The sequence below is a fragment of the Pedomonas sp. V897 genome, from assembly GCF_051304405.1.
Lineage (GTDB): Bacteria > Pseudomonadota > Alphaproteobacteria > Sphingomonadales > Sphingomonadaceae > Pedomonas.
In genome coordinates, this window is record NZ_JBPPGG010000001.1 from 91,142 (window position 1) to 107,456 (window position 16,315).

At 69.1% G+C, this 16,315-nt stretch carries 17 protein-coding genes; 5 read left to right on the top strand and 12 right to left on the bottom strand.

The features are described 5' to 3' along the window. Window positions 1-32: 32 nt before the first annotated feature. Window positions 33-1,079, bottom strand: a complete 1,047-nt coding sequence (gene trpS / locus ACSJJU_RS00510; RefSeq protein WP_435913171.1) for a tryptophan--tRNA ligase — start codon at window positions 1,077-1,079, stop codon at window positions 33-35. 245 nt (window positions 1,080-1,324) lie between these two features. After that, window positions 1,325-1,861, bottom strand: coding sequence for a hypothetical protein (locus ACSJJU_RS00515; RefSeq protein ID WP_435913172.1), 537 nt, complete (start codon window positions 1,859-1,861; stop codon window positions 1,325-1,327). Between the two features lie 387 nt (window positions 1,862-2,248). Between ACSJJU_RS00515 and mobA the strand changes: the two genes are divergently transcribed. Further along, window positions 2,249-2,908, top strand: coding sequence for a molybdenum cofactor guanylyltransferase (mobA, locus tag ACSJJU_RS00520; protein WP_435913173.1), 660 nt, complete (start codon window positions 2,249-2,251; stop codon window positions 2,906-2,908). Between the two features lie 95 nt (window positions 2,909-3,003). After that, window positions 3,004-3,639, top strand: a complete 636-nt coding sequence (locus tag ACSJJU_RS00525) for a glutathione S-transferase family protein (RefSeq protein ID WP_435913174.1) — start codon at window positions 3,004-3,006, stop codon at window positions 3,637-3,639. Window positions 3,640-3,673: 34 nt separating this feature from the next. Here the strand turns inward: ACSJJU_RS00525 and ACSJJU_RS00530 are convergent, their stop codons facing one another. The 4 genes from ACSJJU_RS00530 to ACSJJU_RS00545 form a co-directional block, all read right to left on the bottom strand. Next, window positions 3,674-4,231 carry a hypothetical protein gene (locus ACSJJU_RS00530; RefSeq protein ID WP_435913175.1) on the bottom strand — a complete coding sequence of 186 codons (558 nt, stop codon included), beginning with the start codon at window positions 4,229-4,231 and terminating at the stop codon, window positions 3,674-3,676. Beyond that, complete coding sequence (locus ACSJJU_RS00535) at window positions 4,228-4,752, bottom strand: VOC family protein (RefSeq protein WP_435913176.1); 525 nt, start codon at window positions 4,750-4,752, stop codon at window positions 4,228-4,230. The genes ACSJJU_RS00530 and ACSJJU_RS00535 overlap by 4 nt, the downstream gene beginning before the upstream one ends. A 506-nt stretch (window positions 4,753-5,258) precedes the next feature. Then, the gene (locus ACSJJU_RS00540; protein WP_435913177.1) at window positions 5,259-5,990 is read right to left on the bottom strand and encodes an EF-hand domain-containing protein; all 732 of its coding nucleotides are present in this window, start codon (window positions 5,988-5,990) and stop codon (window positions 5,259-5,261) included. Window positions 5,991-6,191: 201 nt separating this feature from the next. Continuing rightward, a complete protein-coding gene (locus ACSJJU_RS00545) occupies window positions 6,192-7,040 on the bottom strand; it encodes a phytoene/squalene synthase family protein (RefSeq protein ID WP_435913178.1) in 849 nt (282 codons plus the stop codon). A gap of 293 nt (window positions 7,041-7,333) precedes the next feature. Here ACSJJU_RS00545 and ACSJJU_RS00550 point away from each other — a divergent pair, with 293 nt between their 5' ends. Then, window positions 7,334-7,873, top strand: a complete 540-nt coding sequence (locus ACSJJU_RS00550) for an outer membrane protein (RefSeq protein ID WP_435913179.1) — start codon at window positions 7,334-7,336, stop codon at window positions 7,871-7,873. A gap of 340 nt (window positions 7,874-8,213) precedes the next feature. Further along, on the top strand, window positions 8,214-8,768 hold the full coding sequence (locus ACSJJU_RS00555; RefSeq protein ID WP_435913180.1) for an outer membrane protein: 555 nt from the start codon (window positions 8,214-8,216) through the stop codon (window positions 8,766-8,768). A 108-nt stretch (window positions 8,769-8,876) separates the two neighbouring features. On the opposite strand, the gene bla is transcribed toward ACSJJU_RS00555, so the two are convergent. From bla to yajC, 5 genes are all read right to left on the bottom strand, one after another. Next, window positions 8,877-9,734, bottom strand: a complete 858-nt coding sequence (bla, locus tag ACSJJU_RS00560) for a subclass B3 metallo-beta-lactamase (protein ID WP_435913181.1) — start codon at window positions 9,732-9,734, stop codon at window positions 8,877-8,879. 195 nt (window positions 9,735-9,929) lie between these two features. Next, the gene (locus tag ACSJJU_RS00565; protein ID WP_435913182.1) at window positions 9,930-10,313 is read right to left on the bottom strand and encodes an Mth938-like domain-containing protein; all 384 of its coding nucleotides are present in this window, start codon (window positions 10,311-10,313) and stop codon (window positions 9,930-9,932) included. Beyond that, a complete protein-coding gene (gene secF, locus ACSJJU_RS00570) occupies window positions 10,313-11,284 on the bottom strand; it encodes a protein translocase subunit SecF (RefSeq protein WP_435913183.1) in 972 nt (323 codons plus the stop codon). The genes ACSJJU_RS00565 and secF overlap by 1 nt, the downstream gene beginning before the upstream one ends. Before the next feature lie 15 nt (window positions 11,285-11,299). After that, window positions 11,300-12,910: a protein translocase subunit SecD gene (gene secD / locus ACSJJU_RS00575; protein WP_435913184.1), complete on the bottom strand. Its 1,611-nt coding sequence runs from the start codon at window positions 12,908-12,910 to the stop codon at window positions 11,300-11,302. Window positions 12,911-12,930: 20 nt separating this feature from the next. Continuing rightward, window positions 12,931-13,272 (bottom strand): preprotein translocase subunit YajC, encoded by a 342-nt coding sequence (gene yajC, locus ACSJJU_RS00580; protein ID WP_435913185.1) that lies wholly within the window; start codon window positions 13,270-13,272, stop codon window positions 12,931-12,933. A 166-nt stretch (window positions 13,273-13,438) separates the two neighbouring features. Here yajC and ACSJJU_RS00585 point away from each other — a divergent pair, with 166 nt between their 5' ends. After that, the gene (locus ACSJJU_RS00585) at window positions 13,439-14,290 is read left to right on the top strand and encodes an ATP-binding protein (protein WP_435913186.1); all 852 of its coding nucleotides are present in this window, start codon (window positions 13,439-13,441) and stop codon (window positions 14,288-14,290) included. A gap of 1,283 nt (window positions 14,291-15,573) precedes the next feature. Here the strand turns inward: ACSJJU_RS00585 and ACSJJU_RS00590 are convergent. Beyond that, on the bottom strand, window positions 15,574-16,284 hold the full coding sequence (locus tag ACSJJU_RS00590; RefSeq protein ID WP_435913187.1) for a LysE/ArgO family amino acid transporter: 711 nt from the start codon (window positions 16,282-16,284) through the stop codon (window positions 15,574-15,576). Between the last annotated feature and the right edge of the window lie 31 nt (window positions 16,285-16,315).

Sequence of the window (16,315 nt, forward strand, 5' to 3'; positions counted from 1 at the left end):
GACCTCCATCTCCCTTCACATCGCCCGACCGCTTAAAGCCGGAACAGGCCGAGCGCGTCGCGCACCTCTTCCAGCGTCGCCTGGGTGCGGGCGCGGGCCTTGTCCGTGCCCGCCTTCAGCACGGCCATGACGTACCCCGGATCGCGCGCCAGCCGGGCCCGCCGCTCCCGGATCGGGGCGAGCAAGGCCTGGAGAATGTCCTCAAGCCGCCGCTTCACCGCCATGTCGCCGAGGCCGCCGCGCCGGTAGTGCGCCTTCAGCGCCTCCAGCTCCGCCTTGTCCTCGTCAAAGGCGTCGAGCCAGGCGAACGCCACATTGCCCTCCACCGTGCCGGGGTCGCTGGCGCGCAGGTGGTTGGGGTCGGTGTACATCTGCCGCACCGCCCGGCTGATCTCGTCCGGCGCGGCGGACAACGCCAGCGCATTGCCCTGGGACTTGCTCATCTTCGCCTTGCCATCGATGCCCGGCAGACGGCCCACGTTCGGAATGAGCGCGCGCGCCTCCGGCAGCACGTCGCGCCCGGCCTGACGGTTGATGCGGCGCACCACCTCGTTGCACTGCTCGATCATCGGCGCCTGGTCCTCCCCCACCGGCACCACCGTCGCGCGAAAGGCGGTGATGTCCGCCGCCTGCGCCACGGGATAGCAGAGGAACCCGGCGGGAATGTCCCGTTCGAACCCGCGCGCGCGGATTTCCTCCTTCACCGTGGGGTTGCGCTCCAGCCGCGCCACGGTGACGAAATTCAGGTAGAGCATGGTCAGCTCCGCCAGCGCGGGCAGCAGCGATTGCACGCAGAGAGTGGACTTCTCCGGGTCGATCCCCACCGCCAGATAATCCAGCGCCACCTCCAGCACGTGGCGCCGCACCTTCTCGGGATCGTGGGCATTGTCGGTGAGCGCCTGAGCGTCGGCCAGCAGCAGGAACTGCTCGTGGGTGTCCTGCAACGCGACGCGATTCCTCAGCGAGCCCACATAATGGCCCAGATGCAGCGGGCCGGTGGTGCGGTCGCCGGTGAGGATGACGGGGCGCCGGGCCTCGGGCGCAAGCGGCGGCTCTGACGGGGCAGGTTCGGGAAGCATGACGGTCTCTCCTTGGTGGGAGCCGCCGCGAGAGGGTGCAGGGAAATTCGATCAACGGACCATGCCAGCCTCATCCCGGCGGCGATGGTCGTTTGCGAAACAAGAAATGACGACGCGCCGCTCCCTAGAAGGAGCGCCACCAGCGCAGGGCGACAGGATGGGCGGTGTGCGTCATGGCCGCGTTCATGACACGGCGGCCGGGTGCGGCGCAAGCGGGTTGCGGTCGTATGCGGCGAAACGCCCGCCTACAGCCCCCAGTCGCACACCAGGCGGGAGGTTCGGGCATCCCCCGTCACTTCCGCCCGGCCGAACGGCATCTGCTCGGGCGGCAGATCCGCGGCAGGCGCGGCCGCATCGGGGCCGGCACCCATGGACCCGGCGCCCATGGACCCGGCAGCAGCGGGGCGGAAGCCTTGCGCCTCCAGCACCGGCAGCGTTGCGGGCACGGGCGCGTCGAACACGATGGCCATCCCGAAGGCGTCGCTCTCGATGCCGTAAATGCCCTCGACGGCGCGCACCGGCAGGCCCTGCCAGCGCCCGCGAACCGGAACGGAAAATACCGCATGGTCGCTCTCGCGGGCGAGCACCTCGGCCGGGCCCACCGCGCCCGCATAGCGCGGCGGCACCACCGGCTGGCTGGGCTGGGGCTGGTGGTGGTCGTCATAGACCGCCATGGTATCGTAAAGCTGCCGCAGCGGTTCGCCGGGCTCGCATTCCGCCGGGTTGGCGAAAACGATCAGGCCGCCCAGATCCGCCATGGCGGCGGGCGGCGCCGTCTCCATTCCGGGCCCGCTGCCCCGCGCACAAGCGCCAAGCAAAACCGCAGTTGCCCCCAGGGCCAGGGGCCAGCGCGCGCGGGCGTCGATCGCCATGTCCGCTCCCACTACAAAGTCCGCACATTTCAAAATCTAACCTGAATTCGGGAGCTGTGAAGCGGCAGCGCGCAGGGATCATGCATCTATCCACAGAATTTTGGCGTGCCGTTGCGCTTCTGCGCCATTGAACCGGACGGGTGATCCGCCTACCCCTTGGACAGCCGCCCGCCAGAGGAAAGACAGGGCCCGCCGATGCCGGACAGTCGCCACTCGCCGCCCCCGCCCGCCGCGCCGTCCCCCGCCCGACTCGCGCCCGGAAAACCCGCGCCTGACAACCTCGCGCCCGGAAAACGCGTGCACAATTCGACCGGGCGGCTCGGCGCGATTCTGGCGGGGGGCGAGTCCCGCCGCTTCGGGCGCGACAAGGCGGAAGCGCGCCTGGCGGGCAAACGCCTGCTCGACCATGTGGCCGGGCAGCTCGCCCCGCAGGTGGACGCGCTGGTGGTGGTCGGCGGTCCGGCGCGGGCGGGCTATGACGCCCTGCCCGACCGGCCTGCCCCCGGCCTCGGCCCGCTGGGCGGACTCAACGCGGCGCTGCACGAGGCAGCGCGCCGCGGCCTTGCCTGGGTGCTCACCGCCCCATGCGACGCCGCCCGCCTGCCGCCCGATCTGGCCGAGCGGCTGATGCGGGGGCTCGGCGCAGGCCCTGCCGCTGAAGGCCCCGCCGCTGAAGGCCCCGCCGCTGAAGGCCCTGCCGCCTATGCCCACACCGCCTCAGCCCCCGCCGCCTATGCCCACACCGACGGGCGGGACCACCCCACCTTCGGCCTGTGGTCCACCGCGCTCGCGCCCGCGCTGAACGCCTGGCTCGCCGTGGACCGCCCGCCGCGGGAGCGGGCCATCCGCCGCTGGGCCGGGAGCATCGGCGCGGTCGCGGTCACCCTGCCCGATGGCTGCCTCGCCAACATCAACACGCCGGAGGATCTGGCGGCCCTCGCCCGGACCACCCCCTAGCCCCGCGCCGGACCCTTCGGACCGCCTGCCTTGGCAAGGCCGCGCCCAAGGGGCACACTGGCGACCTGTCCGGCATGGCGGGAGGAGACGCCTCGATGTACGAACTCTGGACGGCACAAGGCTCCGGCGGCGCGGTGATTGAAGCGGCTCTGGCGCTGGCGGACGCGCCAGCCCGGCTCATCGACGCCCCGCCCTGGGAAGACGGGCCGCATCTGGAGGCGCTGCACCGGCTCAATCCGCTGGGACAGGTGCCGGCGCTCGTGCTGGCGGACGGCACGGTGATAACCGAGAGCGGCGCCATCGCCCTGCTGCTGGCGGAGCGTCACCCGGAGGCCGGCCTCGCCCCTGCCGCCGGGGACCCGCTGCGCCCCACCTTTCTGCGCTGGCTGTTTTTCATCAATGCCGGCATCTATGCCCTGTTTCGTTTCGAGGATCGCCCCGAACGGCTGGTCAGCTCGGCCCAGAGCCAGGCGGAAGCGCGCGACCGCCTCGCCGAGACGCGCAAGGCCATGCTGCGCCAGCTCGATGCGGCCGCAGGCGCCCCCTGGTTTCTGGGGAAGCAACGCACCCTCCTTGACCTCTACATCGCGGTAATGCGCCACTGGCGGCCGCGCCGGACGTGGTTCGACGCCCACTGCCCCGCCCTTGCCGCCCTCGCCCGCCGGGTGGAGAGCGACCCGCGCCTCGCCCCGGTGTTCGACCGCCACTTCGGCGACCAGTCCGCGCCCTGACCCGGCGCCCCGCAACGCAACCGCGAGCGCCGCCTCAGACCGGCCGGTGCTCCATGCCGCGCGTCGGGGTGATGAACAGCACCATCCCCGGCGTGTTGACGGTGAGCCGGTGCCAGCAGCCGCTAGGCACCAGCACGGAGCCTACCGCATCGAGCGGGAGGCGCTGGCGGCGGCCGCCGTTCTGGTGGTCGAGGATCAGGGTGAAGGAGCCGGTCTGGGCGATGACCAGCCGGTCGCCGTTGGGGTGCCGCTCCCACGTGGCCATGTCCGCCTCCAGCCAGTAGGCGGAGACGAACCACCCGCGCTCGTGGAGCCCCGGGTGCGTGGCTGCGGGATGCGGCACCGCGCCCCGATCTGCCCTGCTGCCGCCCGCTGCCTCTCCTCCTGCCGCGCCGCTTCCAGTTGCGCCGCCTCCAGCCGGATGCGACCGGGCCGCCCCGCTGGCCAGTTCCTCCCAGAAGGCCTGGGTGAGCGGCAGGGTCGCCGCCCGCCCGTCCGCGCCGAGAAAGACGTAGGTCTCGATCAGGTCGAAGGTGAGGGCCGCGTCGCCTCCGCCTGACTCGCCCCGGCCCGGCCGCGGCTCCCGGCTCATGAGACCCCCGGCATGGGGGCGGAGAACCGCCCCGTGTGGGTGGCGAAACTCCAGCGGTAGCCATTGGGGCAGAGGAACGCGGCCATGCGGTCGCCCCAGAACATGTCCTCGGGCTCGGCCTCAATCGTGGCACCAGCGGCCCGCGCCCGGGCGGCAAGCGCGTCCACGTCCTCATGGTAGAGGTAGAAGGTCACCGGCATGATGATGCCGAGCGTGGCCGGGCTCTGCGCCGGGCAGTCATCCGCCCCCTCGGGCGAGAACATCACCGGGATTTCGCCGTGGTACTGCATCTCCACATGCTGCGGCTCGCCCTTCTCGTTGCGCAGCACCATGCCCGGCGTGAAGCCGAAGGCGCGGCTGTAGAAGTCGATGCTGGCCTCGGCGTCCTTGACCGTCAGGTAGACCGCCAGCCACGGCATCTGCGGCGCGCGCGGGCCGACGCGTGCGCCGCCGGAACCGGCCTCTGCCGCCGGGACGGGGTCGGAACCGCCCGGCCCGCCATCGATGGACTCGACTGTCATCGCTCTCCTCCCACGTTTTACCCTGACCGCTCCTTACCCAGATCGCTCCTTACGACCGCTCCTTACCCTGACCGCTCCTTACCCTGACCGCTCCGTGCCCTGACCGCTCCGTGCCCTGGCCGCTCCTTGCCCTTGGCATTCCCTGCCCGGCCCGACGGGACCACGCGCGGGCCGAAGAAACGCAGCCGCCGCAGACCGGAGGCCCCCGTCCCCGGACGCGCCGCCCGAGGAAACACGACAAAAACACGACAGGGAGAAACGTTCCGCACCCGGGATCAGCTCCCGGGGAAGTTGCGCCGGGGTATAACGCCGGGATGTAACGCCGGGGTGTAACGCCGGGGTGTAACGCCGGGGTGTTGCGTCAGGCGGTGGTTCCGGCCCTGCCCCTTCCTCCAACCGGGAAGAAACTGGAACATTTCGCGAACACCTTCAAGCGGCTCATGGTCGAATATGGCGGCCCGCGGTGCAGGGTGCGGACGCGCAACGCCGCCGCCCCGGCCACCGGATCAGCGGGCACGGTGCTGGCCCGTCGCGGCGAATTCCGCCGGGTCCAGTTGGCGGTTGCCGTCCCGGTCCGCCGCGCTGAAGCGGGCCGCCGCCGCAGCGGCATATTCCTCGAAGTCGAGCCGGCCGTCGCCGTTCCGGTCCAGCCGGTCGAACGCCTTGCGGCGCAGCGCCAGAAACTCCTCCCGGCTCACCGCTCCGTCCCGATCCCGGTCGAGGCGGCGGAACCGCCGGGCCTCCTGCGCGGCAGGCGACGCCCCGTCCGAAGCCTTGGCGTGCGCCGCCCCGGGCGCTGATTGCGCCGATTTCTCCGCCTGACCCGGCCCCTCCCCGGCCAGCGCCGCCGGTGGTTCCGGCAGCACACCGGGCGCCGGCACAGCCGGGGCTTCGGGCGGGCCCCGGGACTCCGGGGGAAGCACCACTGCGGGAATCACCTCCGGGGTAATCGCCTCCGGGGCAATCGGCTCTGGATGGGGCGCCGTCCCCCAGACCAGCCCCGCCGCCGCGATCAGCGCCGCGCCTGCGCCCGGCGTCAGCCAGCGGGAGGCGTGCGCCCCCAAACGCGGGGCCCGGCCAACGTCGGGCTCTGCCCGCCCCCGACGGGTGGGTGCCAGATCCCACCCGGACTCCAGAGGCGGACCCGCCTCCAGCTCCCGTTCAAACTCCTGATCCCGTTCAAATACCAGATCCCGTTCGGACTCCGGCACCGCCCCGGTGATGGCCTGGCCCCGCATGACGCCCCTCTTCCGCGCCGCTTTTCCCGGCGCCGCTTCTTCCTGCGCCGCTTCTTCCTGCGCCGACTCCAATCGGGTGCCTGCCCTTCGAATCGGTGCGTGCCTGCCGTGCGGCAGAGTAGCCGACAGCAGCGCCGCCGTCAGCGGCCGTGGGGTCGTAGAGCGTGGGGGTTCCCCCGTCGCGGGGTCTGGGGCGGGGCGTCAGTAGCGCCCGGTGAAGGCGGCCCAGAACAGGCGGGCCTGGCGGCGCAGTTGCCCCTGCTCCAGCGCGGCATGGCGCACGTCGTAGCCGGCCGCCCGGATGCGGTCGAGGTAGTCGCCGGCGATGGGCGCCAGCAGCCAGGCCGCGCGGCTCGCGCCCGGCGCGCGCCGCAGCACCGGGCGGGCGCTGGCCAGCGCCTCGGTGGCGGTGTCGTGCACCACCCGCACCACCTCGGCCACCGCGTCGCCGAATTCGCCCTGGTAGAGGCTCTCGGGCTCAAGGCCCACCTTCACCAGCTCGTCGGCGGGCAGCATCACCCGCTGCATGGCGGCGTGGAAGCTGATGGCGCGGAGGATGCCGGTGAGCGTCCAGGCCTGGCCCACCCAGCGCACCGCCCGGGCCAGACCGGACTCGGGTTCGCGGCCGAGGCACAGCCACAGCGCGGCCTCCGCCAGCGCGCCGCCGCTCAGGTCCGCATAGGCGCACAGCTCGGTCACGCTGGAGGGCTGCTCGCCGTAGACATCCGTCAGCCGCGCCTCGATGCAGCTCTCCAGCAGCGCCTGCGGCACCCCGGCTGTGGCCACATGGGCGGCCAGCGCCTCCAGCACCGGATGGGACCGGGGCGTGCCCGCATAGGCGGCCTCCACCCCCTCGCGCCACCAGGTGAGGCGGATGTCCCCCAGCATCGGCTGGCTCACCTGCTCGCGCACCCGGGCCAGCTCCACGTTGAAGGCGTAGAGGGCGAACAGCGCCGGCCGCACGGCTTCGGGCGCGTAGAGCACCGTGAGGTAGCGGTCGTGGTCCTGCTCGCGGACAAGCGCCGCGCAATGGTTGTCAGCCTTCTGCATACGCCGCACCTAAACGCCTCGCCGCCGTCATGCAACAGCGCCCTGACGCGCCGCCCCTCCCGGTGCGTCTCCCGCCGCCCTTTCCCGCTGCCCCTCTTGCTGCCCCTCTCAACGCCCGGCCGCCGGACGCCGCCCCCCTCCACCGGCCGCCGCTGCGGAGCGCATTGTCGTACTGAGACCGAAATGAGGCAGAAATTGCGCGATTTTGACCCTTTGCCGCCACATTCCGCCGCCATCACCCGCGCTCCCGCTGGAGGCACATCCTCCTGTAGGTTGATTAAGGAGTAACGAACATGAAGACCTGCCTGCTTGCGGCTGCCGCCGTTCTCGGCATGACCCCCGCTCTTGCCCATGCCGAAGCGTTCAATGGCGCTTATGGCGGTGCCGAACTCGGTTGGGAGACCAACCGCGCCAACCTGGGCGACGGTTTCAACTTCGGTCTGATCGCGGGCTACAACAAGAAGGTCGCCGACCAGCTGGTGCTGGGCGTCGAGGCCAAGGCCGCTCTGTCCACCGCCGGCAAGAACATCGGCGGCGTGGATGTTGACGCCGGCCGTTCGCTGGGCGCTGCCGCCCGCGTTGGCGTTCTCGCCACCCCGTCGACCATGATCTACGGCAAGATCGGCTACGAGAACGTCCGCACCAAGATCTTCGGCCTCAACGGCAACGGCGACTTCCGCAACAGCTTCAACACCGATGCCCTGGTTCTGGGCGCGGGCGTTGAATACGCCGTCACCGCGCAGGCCTCGCTCCGTCTCGGCTATGACTACACCGACGGCGAGGACGGCTTCCGCCGCCATCAGGTGAAGACGGGCGTGGCCATCCACTTCTAGTCTTCAGCGCCTCCTCCCGCCCGCCGGGAGAGGACGAGCGACAGCGGCCGCCCGGCACCCCCGGGCGGCCGTTCGTTTTTTGGCAACGCAGTTTTTCTCGCAACAGTCCTCCGGCCGCCAATCTGAACACGACATGAATGATTTCATGGACTTATGATAATCGCCCGAACGGACGATGTCGCGAAAACGCATCACTCTGTCGCTCAAACGCAACGATTCATCGTCCCTTTAACGAATTGAGGCAGGCGTGCCTCATTTCGGCCTTTTGCCGCCACAATCAAAGCCAATGTCAGAGGTCCCCCGAGGAGGAGTGCCTCCCAAGGTTTAAGGAGTTCGACTTATGAAGACCTATCTGTTTGCAGCGGTTGCTGCGCTTTCGCTGACCCCCGCCTTTGCCCACGCCGAGGCCTTCAACGGCGCCTACGGCGGCGTCGAGCTGGGCTGGGAAGACAACAACAAGGGTCTGGGTGACGGCTTCACCTACGGCCTGATCGCCGGCTACAACTACAAGCTCAACGAGCGCCTGGTGCTGGGTGTCGAGGCCAAGGCGGCCCTCTCCACCGCCGACACCACCCTGATCGACACCCGCGAGGAAGAAGCCGAGCTGAAGGCCGGCCGTTCGCTGGGCGTCGCCGCCCGCCTCGGCGTGCTGGCTGCGCCGAGCACCATGTTCTACGGCAAGGTCGGCTACGAGAACATCCGCACCAAGTACGACTACGAGTCCCGCCGGGTTGACATCGAGCGCAGCACCAACAACGACGCCCTCGTTCTGGGCGGCGGCGTTGAGTACGCCTTCAACCCGAACATCACCTTCCGCGTCGCCTACGACTACGCCAACGGCGAAGCCGGCTACGAGCGCCACCAGGTGAAGACGGGCGTGGCCTACCACTTCTAGTCTTCGCCTCTCTCCCTGCCCCCCCGTTGGGAGAGAAGGAAGCAGGCGGCCGTCCGGACCCCCGTCCGGGCGGCCGTTTCCGTTTGGCCGCCCTCCTCGCCCGCCCCGTTACGCGCCCCCGCCAGAGGCCTCCCGGTGCAGCCGCGCCTCCAGCCGCGCCTCCGCCGCCTCCGCATAGGCCGCGCAGGCGGAGGTGCCGTCCGGCGTCTCGCCCGGATGGAAATCGGGATGGGCGGTGATGAGAAGGTCGCACGGCACGCCGCGCATCCGCGCAAAGCTGCGCCCGTAGGTCTCCACCAGCGCCCGGTTCGCGGGCGCGGAGAAGCGGAACTCGTCCGGCGCCACCGGGTTGAGGCTGGAGGCAAACACCACGGTCTGGCAGCGCGCCGCCTCGCAGCTCTGCCATGTCCAGCTCACGGAGCCCGCCGTGTGGCCCGGCGTTGCCAGCGCGGTTACCGTCACGCTGCCGAGGCGGATGGTCTCGCCGTCCGCCACCGCCCACACGTCCCGCACCGCCGGGAACGGCGGCAGCCAGGGCCGCTGCGGGTCGTCCGCCCCGCTCTGCCCGGCGGCCAGCACCGGGGCGGCCAGGGTCCCTGCCACGACCGTTGCGCCCGTGTCCCGCGCCAGCGCCGCCAGCCCGCCCGCATGGTCATAGTGCGGCTCGGTGCTGAGAATGAGCTTCACGTCCTCAAGCCGGAACCCGAGCGCGCGGATGTTGGCCTCAATGGCGGGCACCGCCTGCGGCACCGCCCCGTCCACCAGGATGAGCCCCTCGCCCGTGTCGATCAGCGCCACGCTCAGCCCGCCAAAGCCCACGGAATAGGTGTTGCCGAACACCCGCCCCGGTGCCACCGGCGTCAGCCACTGGTTGGCGAAGTCCGGCGCGATCGGCCGCAGCAGCGGGTCGTCCCCGCTCTCTGCCGCACTGGCCATCAGGCTCAGCAGCCCTGCCGCCACAGCCATTCCCCATGCCCCCCGATGCATCTCCTGCTCCCCTCTGCCGGTTTTCGATGTCGTTTCTTTTCGCAAGGGTTTCGGTCCCCTGCACCCCCTTTGTTTTGCGGGCCGTGCGCCCCCCCCGTCCAGAGCGCGCACCGGATACGAAAAACGCGGCCCCTCGGGGACCGCGTTTTCCGTGATTACCGGAGACCTGAAACCTCAGTCCAGCGGCAGCAGGGCGGCGGCCACCCGCCGGTTCTCCGCCACCAGCACGTTGTAGGTGCGGGCGGCGGCGCGGCTGTCCATGAAGTCGACGGCAAGGCCCGCTGCCTTCAGCCCCTCCAGCAGCGCCGCGGGCGGGCGCCGCATGGCGGGGCCGGTGCCCAGCAGCAGCACCTCGATCGGCGGCTGCTCGGTGGTTACCAGCTGGAAGTCCTCCACCCGGGCGCTGGCGAGGTCGGTGACCGGCCAGGCCTCCATCCGCTCCGGGGTGACGATCACGCCGCCCGGCTGGACGGTGCCGCCCACCCGGTAGCCGCCCGCGCTGTAGCCCTGGATGGACAGGACGCCCGGGCGCGGCGGGGTTGCTTCCAGCTTGGGCATCAGAGCGCCGCCTTTCCGGTTTTCTCCACCTTGCTGCCGGCCTTGGCTTCCTCCGCCTGGAGGAAGGTGTGCGGACCCACCTTCATGTAGATCAGCAGCGGCGCGGCCACGTAGATGGACGAGAACGTGCCCACGATCACGCCCACCAGCATGGCGGCGGTGAAGCCGCGCAGCACCTCGCCGCCGAAGATCAGCAGCGCCAGCAGCGCCAGCGACGTGGTGAGCGAGGTCATGATGGTGCGCGAGAGCGTCTCGTTGAGGGTGAGGTTGAGCAGCGGCTCCATGTCCATCTTGCGATACTTGCGCAGGTTCTCGCGCACGCGGTCATAGACGACCACCGTATCGTTCAGCGAGTAGCCCACGGTGGTGAGCAGCGCCGCCACCATGTTGAGGTCGAACTCCAGGTTGAACAGCGCGACAAAGCCCACCACCAGCGCCACGTCGTGGACCAGGCTGATGAGGCCGCCCATGCCGAACTGCCACTCGAAGCGCATCCAGATGTAGATGGCGATGGCCACCATGGCGAGGCCGATGGCGAGCGAGGCGTCCCAGATCAGGTCGTTGGACACCTTGCCGCCCACGGTCTCGACGCGGCGGAAGGAGACGCCCTCCTCGCCGTGCCTGGCGGTCAGCGTTTGCCGCACCTTGGTGACGGCCGCCTGCTGGGCCTCCTCGCCGCCCTCCTGCTGTTGCAGGCGGATGGCGATCTGCCGGTCGCCGCCGAACTCCTGCAGGCTGACGGCACCAAGGCCAAGGCCGTTAAGTTCCTTGCGCAGGTCATCGAGGTCGGGCTTCTGGGTAAAACCCGCCTCGATGAGGATGCCGCCCTTGAAGTCGATGCCGAAGTTCAGGCCGCGCACGGCCACCAGCGCGATGGAGGCGACGATCAGCAGCACCGAGACGACGATGCTGACGGTCTTCCACCGCATGAAATTGATGTTGGTGTTGTCGGGGACGAGCTTGAGAAGCATGGAACGTCCCTCCCCTTAAAGAACCAGCTTGGCCGGGCGCGCGCGCTTCAGCCACAGCACGTTGAACATGCGGCACACGGTCACGCCGGTGAACACCGAGGTGATGATACCGATGGTGAGCACCACCGCGAAGCCCTTCACCGGACCGGAGCCGAACCACATCATCAGCACCGCCGCGATCACGTTGGTGATGTTGGCGTCCCAGATGGCGCGGCTGGCCTCGCGGTAACCCGCGTCCACGGCAGAGAGAGTGTTCCGCCCGGCGCGAAGTTCCTCGCGGATGCGCTCGAAGATGAGCACGTTGGCGTCCACCGCCGTACCGATCGTCAGCACGAGGCCGGCGATGCCCGGCAGGGTCAGCGTCGCGCCGAGGAAGGTCATGACGCCGATGATGAGGATGACGTTCAGCACCAGCGCCGCGTTGGCGAACATGCCGAAGCGGCCGTAGCTCACGAACATCAGCGCCAGCACGAGCACGGTGCCGATCGCGCAGGCGATGATGCCCGCGCGGATGGAGTCCGCGCCCAGGTCCGGGCCCACCGTGCGCTCTTCCAGGATCTGGAGCGGCGCCGGCAGCGCGCCGGCGCGCAGCAGCACGGCCAAGTTGTTGGCCTGCTCCACCGTGAAGCCGCCCGAGATGATGCCCGAGCCGCCGAGGATGGGCTCGTTGATGCGCGGGGCCGAGATCACCTCGTTGTCGAGGATGATGGCGAACGGCTTGCCCACGTTCTCGGTGGTCACCTGGCCGAAGCGGCGGCCGCCCGCGGCGTTGAAGCGGAAGGAAACCACCGGCATGCCCTGGTTGTAGGTGGGCTGGGCGTCGGCCAGCTCCTCGCCGGAGATGATGACCCGGCGGCGCACGGCCACCTTCTGGCCCTCCGCGCCCTGCATGGGCAGCAGTTCGGTGCCCGGGGGCACGCGGCCGCTGATCACGTCCTCGGGCGAGACGTCGGTGTTGACCAGCTTGAACTCCAGCTTGGCGGTCTTGCCGAGGATTTCCTTCAGCTGGCGCGGGTCCTTGAGGCCCGGCACCTGCACGAGGATGCGGTCATCGCCCTGGCGCACGATGGTGGGCTCGCGCGTGCCCATCTCGTCGATGCGGCGGCGCACGATCTCGATGGACTGCTCCACCGCCAGCCGCTTGCGCTCGTTGATGCCCGCTTCGGTCAGACGCACCGTCACGCGGGTGCCGTCGGAGACCGAAACCTCCAGGTTGCGCTGGGCGGAGAAGCTGCCGCCCACCGGCTGGGAGAGGCTGCGCAGCGCTTCCACGGCCGCGTCCACGTCCGTGGCGTCGCGGATCAGGAAGCTGACGGCGTTCGGCCCCCTCTCGAAGTCGCCATAGCCGATGCGTCCACCGCCGGCGTCGCGCGTCTCGCGCAGGGTGGCGCGAACGGAATCCTCCAGCGATTCGAGTTGTTGCTTCACCACCGCATTGGTGTCGACGGCCAGCAGCAGGTGCGAGCCGCCGCGCAGGTCCAACCCGAGGTTGATCTGCTTGTTCGGCAGCCAGGAGGGCCAGCGGGCCACCTGGGCTTCGGGGAACAGGTTCGGCAGGGCGAAGATCGTGCCCGCAATCAGCGTCAGCACGATCGCCCAGATCTTCCAGCGAGGAAAGTCCAGCATCGTCGGGGCCAGCGGCCGAATTAGTTCTTGGCGACGTCGTTGGCCGGTTCGCCCTTGGTGCGAACGTCAGCCAGCGTCGACTTCACCACCTGCACGTGGACGCCGTTGGCGATCTCCACCTGCACTTCAGCGTCGTCCACGCGGGTCACCTTGCCGATGAGGCCGCCCGAGGTCACGACCGTGTCGCCGCGCTTCACGTTGTTCACCATTTCGCGGTGCTGCTTCATCCGCTTCTGCTGCGGGCGGATGAGGAAGAAGTAGAAGATCACGAAGATGGCGAGCAGCGGCAGCAGCTGCATGAAGGCCGAAGCGCCGCCGGGTGCGCCGTTCGCGGCCTGGGCGTAGGCAGTAGAAATAAACATCGTCCACGGTTTCCAATTGGTAAGGGATGTGGCGGCGACTATACAGACGACGCCCCATTTCGCAATGTTTGACGACGGCCCGCGCCATGAGAGGCACTGGCCGCCGGATCACCCGAGCGGTGCAAACGCGGCGGGTGGGGATTGTATCCGTTACGAGCAAGTGGCCATGACCGACATCCTTCCCCTTCTCGCCCGCATCGCCGACGCCCTGGACCGCCTCGCGCCGCCGCCGCCGCCCGAGGCCGACCTCGCCGCCCACCCGGCCTATGTGTGGGACGGCACGACCAGCACCTTCCAGGCCGTGGCGCGGATCAGCCGCGTACCGCTGGACCTCCTGAAGGGCGTGGACTCCCAGAAGCAGATGCTGCTGGAGAACACCCGCCGCTTCGCCCGGGGGCTTCCCGCCAACAACGCGCTGCTCTGGGGCGCGCGCGGCATGGGCAAGAGCTCGCTGGTCAAGGCGGTGCACGGCCACCTGCTGGCCAACGAGGGGCTGGACTTCGCGCTCGTCGAGATCCACCGGGACGACATCGAGACCCTGCCCGAGCTGATGCGCCGCCTCGCCACGAGCCAGCGACTGTTCCTGCTCTACTGCGACGACCTGTCCTTCGACGCCGGCGACAGCAGCTACAAGGCGCTGAAGGCGGTGCTGGAAGGCGGCCTCGAAGGCCGCCCGGCCAACTGCCTGTTCTACGCCACCTCCAACCGGCGCCACCTGCTGCCCCGCGACATCATGGAGAACGAGAAGCGGGACGCCATCAACCCCCGCGACGTGGTGGACGAAAAGGTCTCCCTCTCCGACCGCTTCGGCCTCTGGATCGGCTTCCACTCCTGCGACCAGGACAACTTCCTCGCCATGATCGAAAGCTACATCGCCTACTACCAGCTGCCGATCACCATGGACGAAGCCCGCCCCCGCGCCATCGAATGGTCCGCCGGACGCGGCGCCCGCAACGGCCGCGTCGCCTGGCAGTTCATCCAGGACCTCGCCGGCAGCCTCGGCGTGCGCCTCGGGTAAGCTCAGGGACGCCCTCATAGATTGCCCGGGGCAAACTTTATTTTTTCGTTTAGATATTTTTATCAAGCATTTGATTTTGCAGGAGGGTCTTGGACCCTCCTGCACCTCCCATTCGTTTTTCGGGCCATGCGTTTTCGGGCCCCGCGCGGGAGATAGGAGCGGGGGATAGGCGCGGGATCAACATGCGCAGCCCTTCTCCCTGTCATGGGTTTAAGCCCATCGAGGGTTCTACTGCCGCAAGGATCGCGTGCCCCAGGCTTTGACCGCCAGAGGGATTGACCGCCACGGGGTTTGACAGCCATGGGGTTTGACAGCCATGGGTTCCGACTGCTGTCGCGCCTGACTGCCTCAAGGTTTGAAAGGACCGCACCCGGTCGTCCTCACCGTGCAAACCTCATGAACCCTGCGAACCTTGCAAGCCGCACGAAGCCCGCGAACCTCGCCACCCCTGCCACCCCTGCCCCCTCGCCAGACGCCCCACCCGGAATCGCAGCCCGACCAACATCCGTCAAACAACAGCCAACCCCAACCCCAACCCCAACCCCAACCCCAAGCCCAAGCCCAAGCCCAAGCCCAAGCTCAAGAGTGCTCAACAGTCTGTTGAATGATTTTAAGGAGCGTCTGCCACGCCCCCTCCAGCACGCCCCTCCTGCCCGCACCGCCGCCAAGACCAGGTGCGGCCCGTTGCCCCCGCTATACCTCGCCCTCAGGCAGGAAGACCCCAGCCCCTCACCCTTCTCCAGCCCCTCTGGCTGTTCGTCCGAAAGGTTGAATGATTTTAAGGAGCGACTGCGACGCCCCACCAGCCCGCGCCGCCAGCCCCCGCCACCAGTAAGACCGGGTGCGGCCCGATACCCCCGCTATACCTCTCCCTCAGGCGAGAAGACCGAAGCCCCTCACCCCTCCCCAACCTCCCTCTGGCTGTTCACCCTCAAGGTTGAATGATTTTAAGGAGCGACTGCGGCGCCCCCTCCAGCACGCGCCGCCAGCAAGACCAGGTGCGGCCCGTTACTCCCCCTATACCTCGCCCTCAGGCTGGAAGGCCCAAGCCCCTCGCCCTTCCCCAGCCCCTCTGGCTGTTCGTCCACAAGGCTGAATGATTTTAAGGAGCGACTGCCCCCTCCAGCACGCCTCTCCATTACGCACCGCCAGCAAGACCGGGTGCGACCCGTTACCTCTCCCACTCCCCCAGAAAGGGCAGTACCGGCTCATGCCGGACGCGGTCCTTGCAAACGAATGGGGGATCGAAAGGGGGTCCAAGACCCCCTTTCACCCAAGAATCTTCACCCCAAGAGAACCCTCACCCCACCAACCTTCACCCCAAGTGAACCTTCACCCCAAGAACCTTCGGCCCACGACCCTTCACTCAAGGTCCCGTACCCTGCCACCAGATCGAGTGCGATGAGGGTCATGGTTGCGGCGATGAGGGCGTCGAGCACGCGCCATGCGGCGGGTTTGGCGAACAGCGGCCGCAGCAGGCGTGCGCCGTAGCCGAGGGCGAAGAAGAACAGGAACGAGGCGGACATTGCGCCGAGGGCGAAGGGGATTTTGCGGCCTTCGTATTGGGTGGAGATGGAGCCCAGCAGGAGGACGGTATCGAGGTAGACGTGCGGGTTGAGCCAGGTGAAGGCGAGGCATGTCAGCAGGGTTGCGCCGAGCCCCAGCCCGGCTCCTTCGGCCGGGTTGAGGCTGTTGCTGTTCTGGAGGGCCGAGCGGAGGCTCCGTGCGGCGTAGAACAGGAGGAACGCGGCGCCGCCGAAGCGCATGACGGGTTCCAGCCACGGCAGGCGGGCGATGAGCGCGCCGAAGCCGGCCACGCCCACGCTGATGAGCGCGGCATCGGACAGGGCGCAGACAAGGCAGACGGGCAGCACGTATTCGCGCCGCAGCCCCTGCCGCAGCACGAAAGCGTTTTGCGCGCCGATGGCCACGATCAACCCCAGCCCCAGCATCAGACCTGCGCCGTAAGCGCTGAAGGACTCCCCGCTTGTCATCCGCTTCTCCTTTCGCGGATTGACTAGCCCG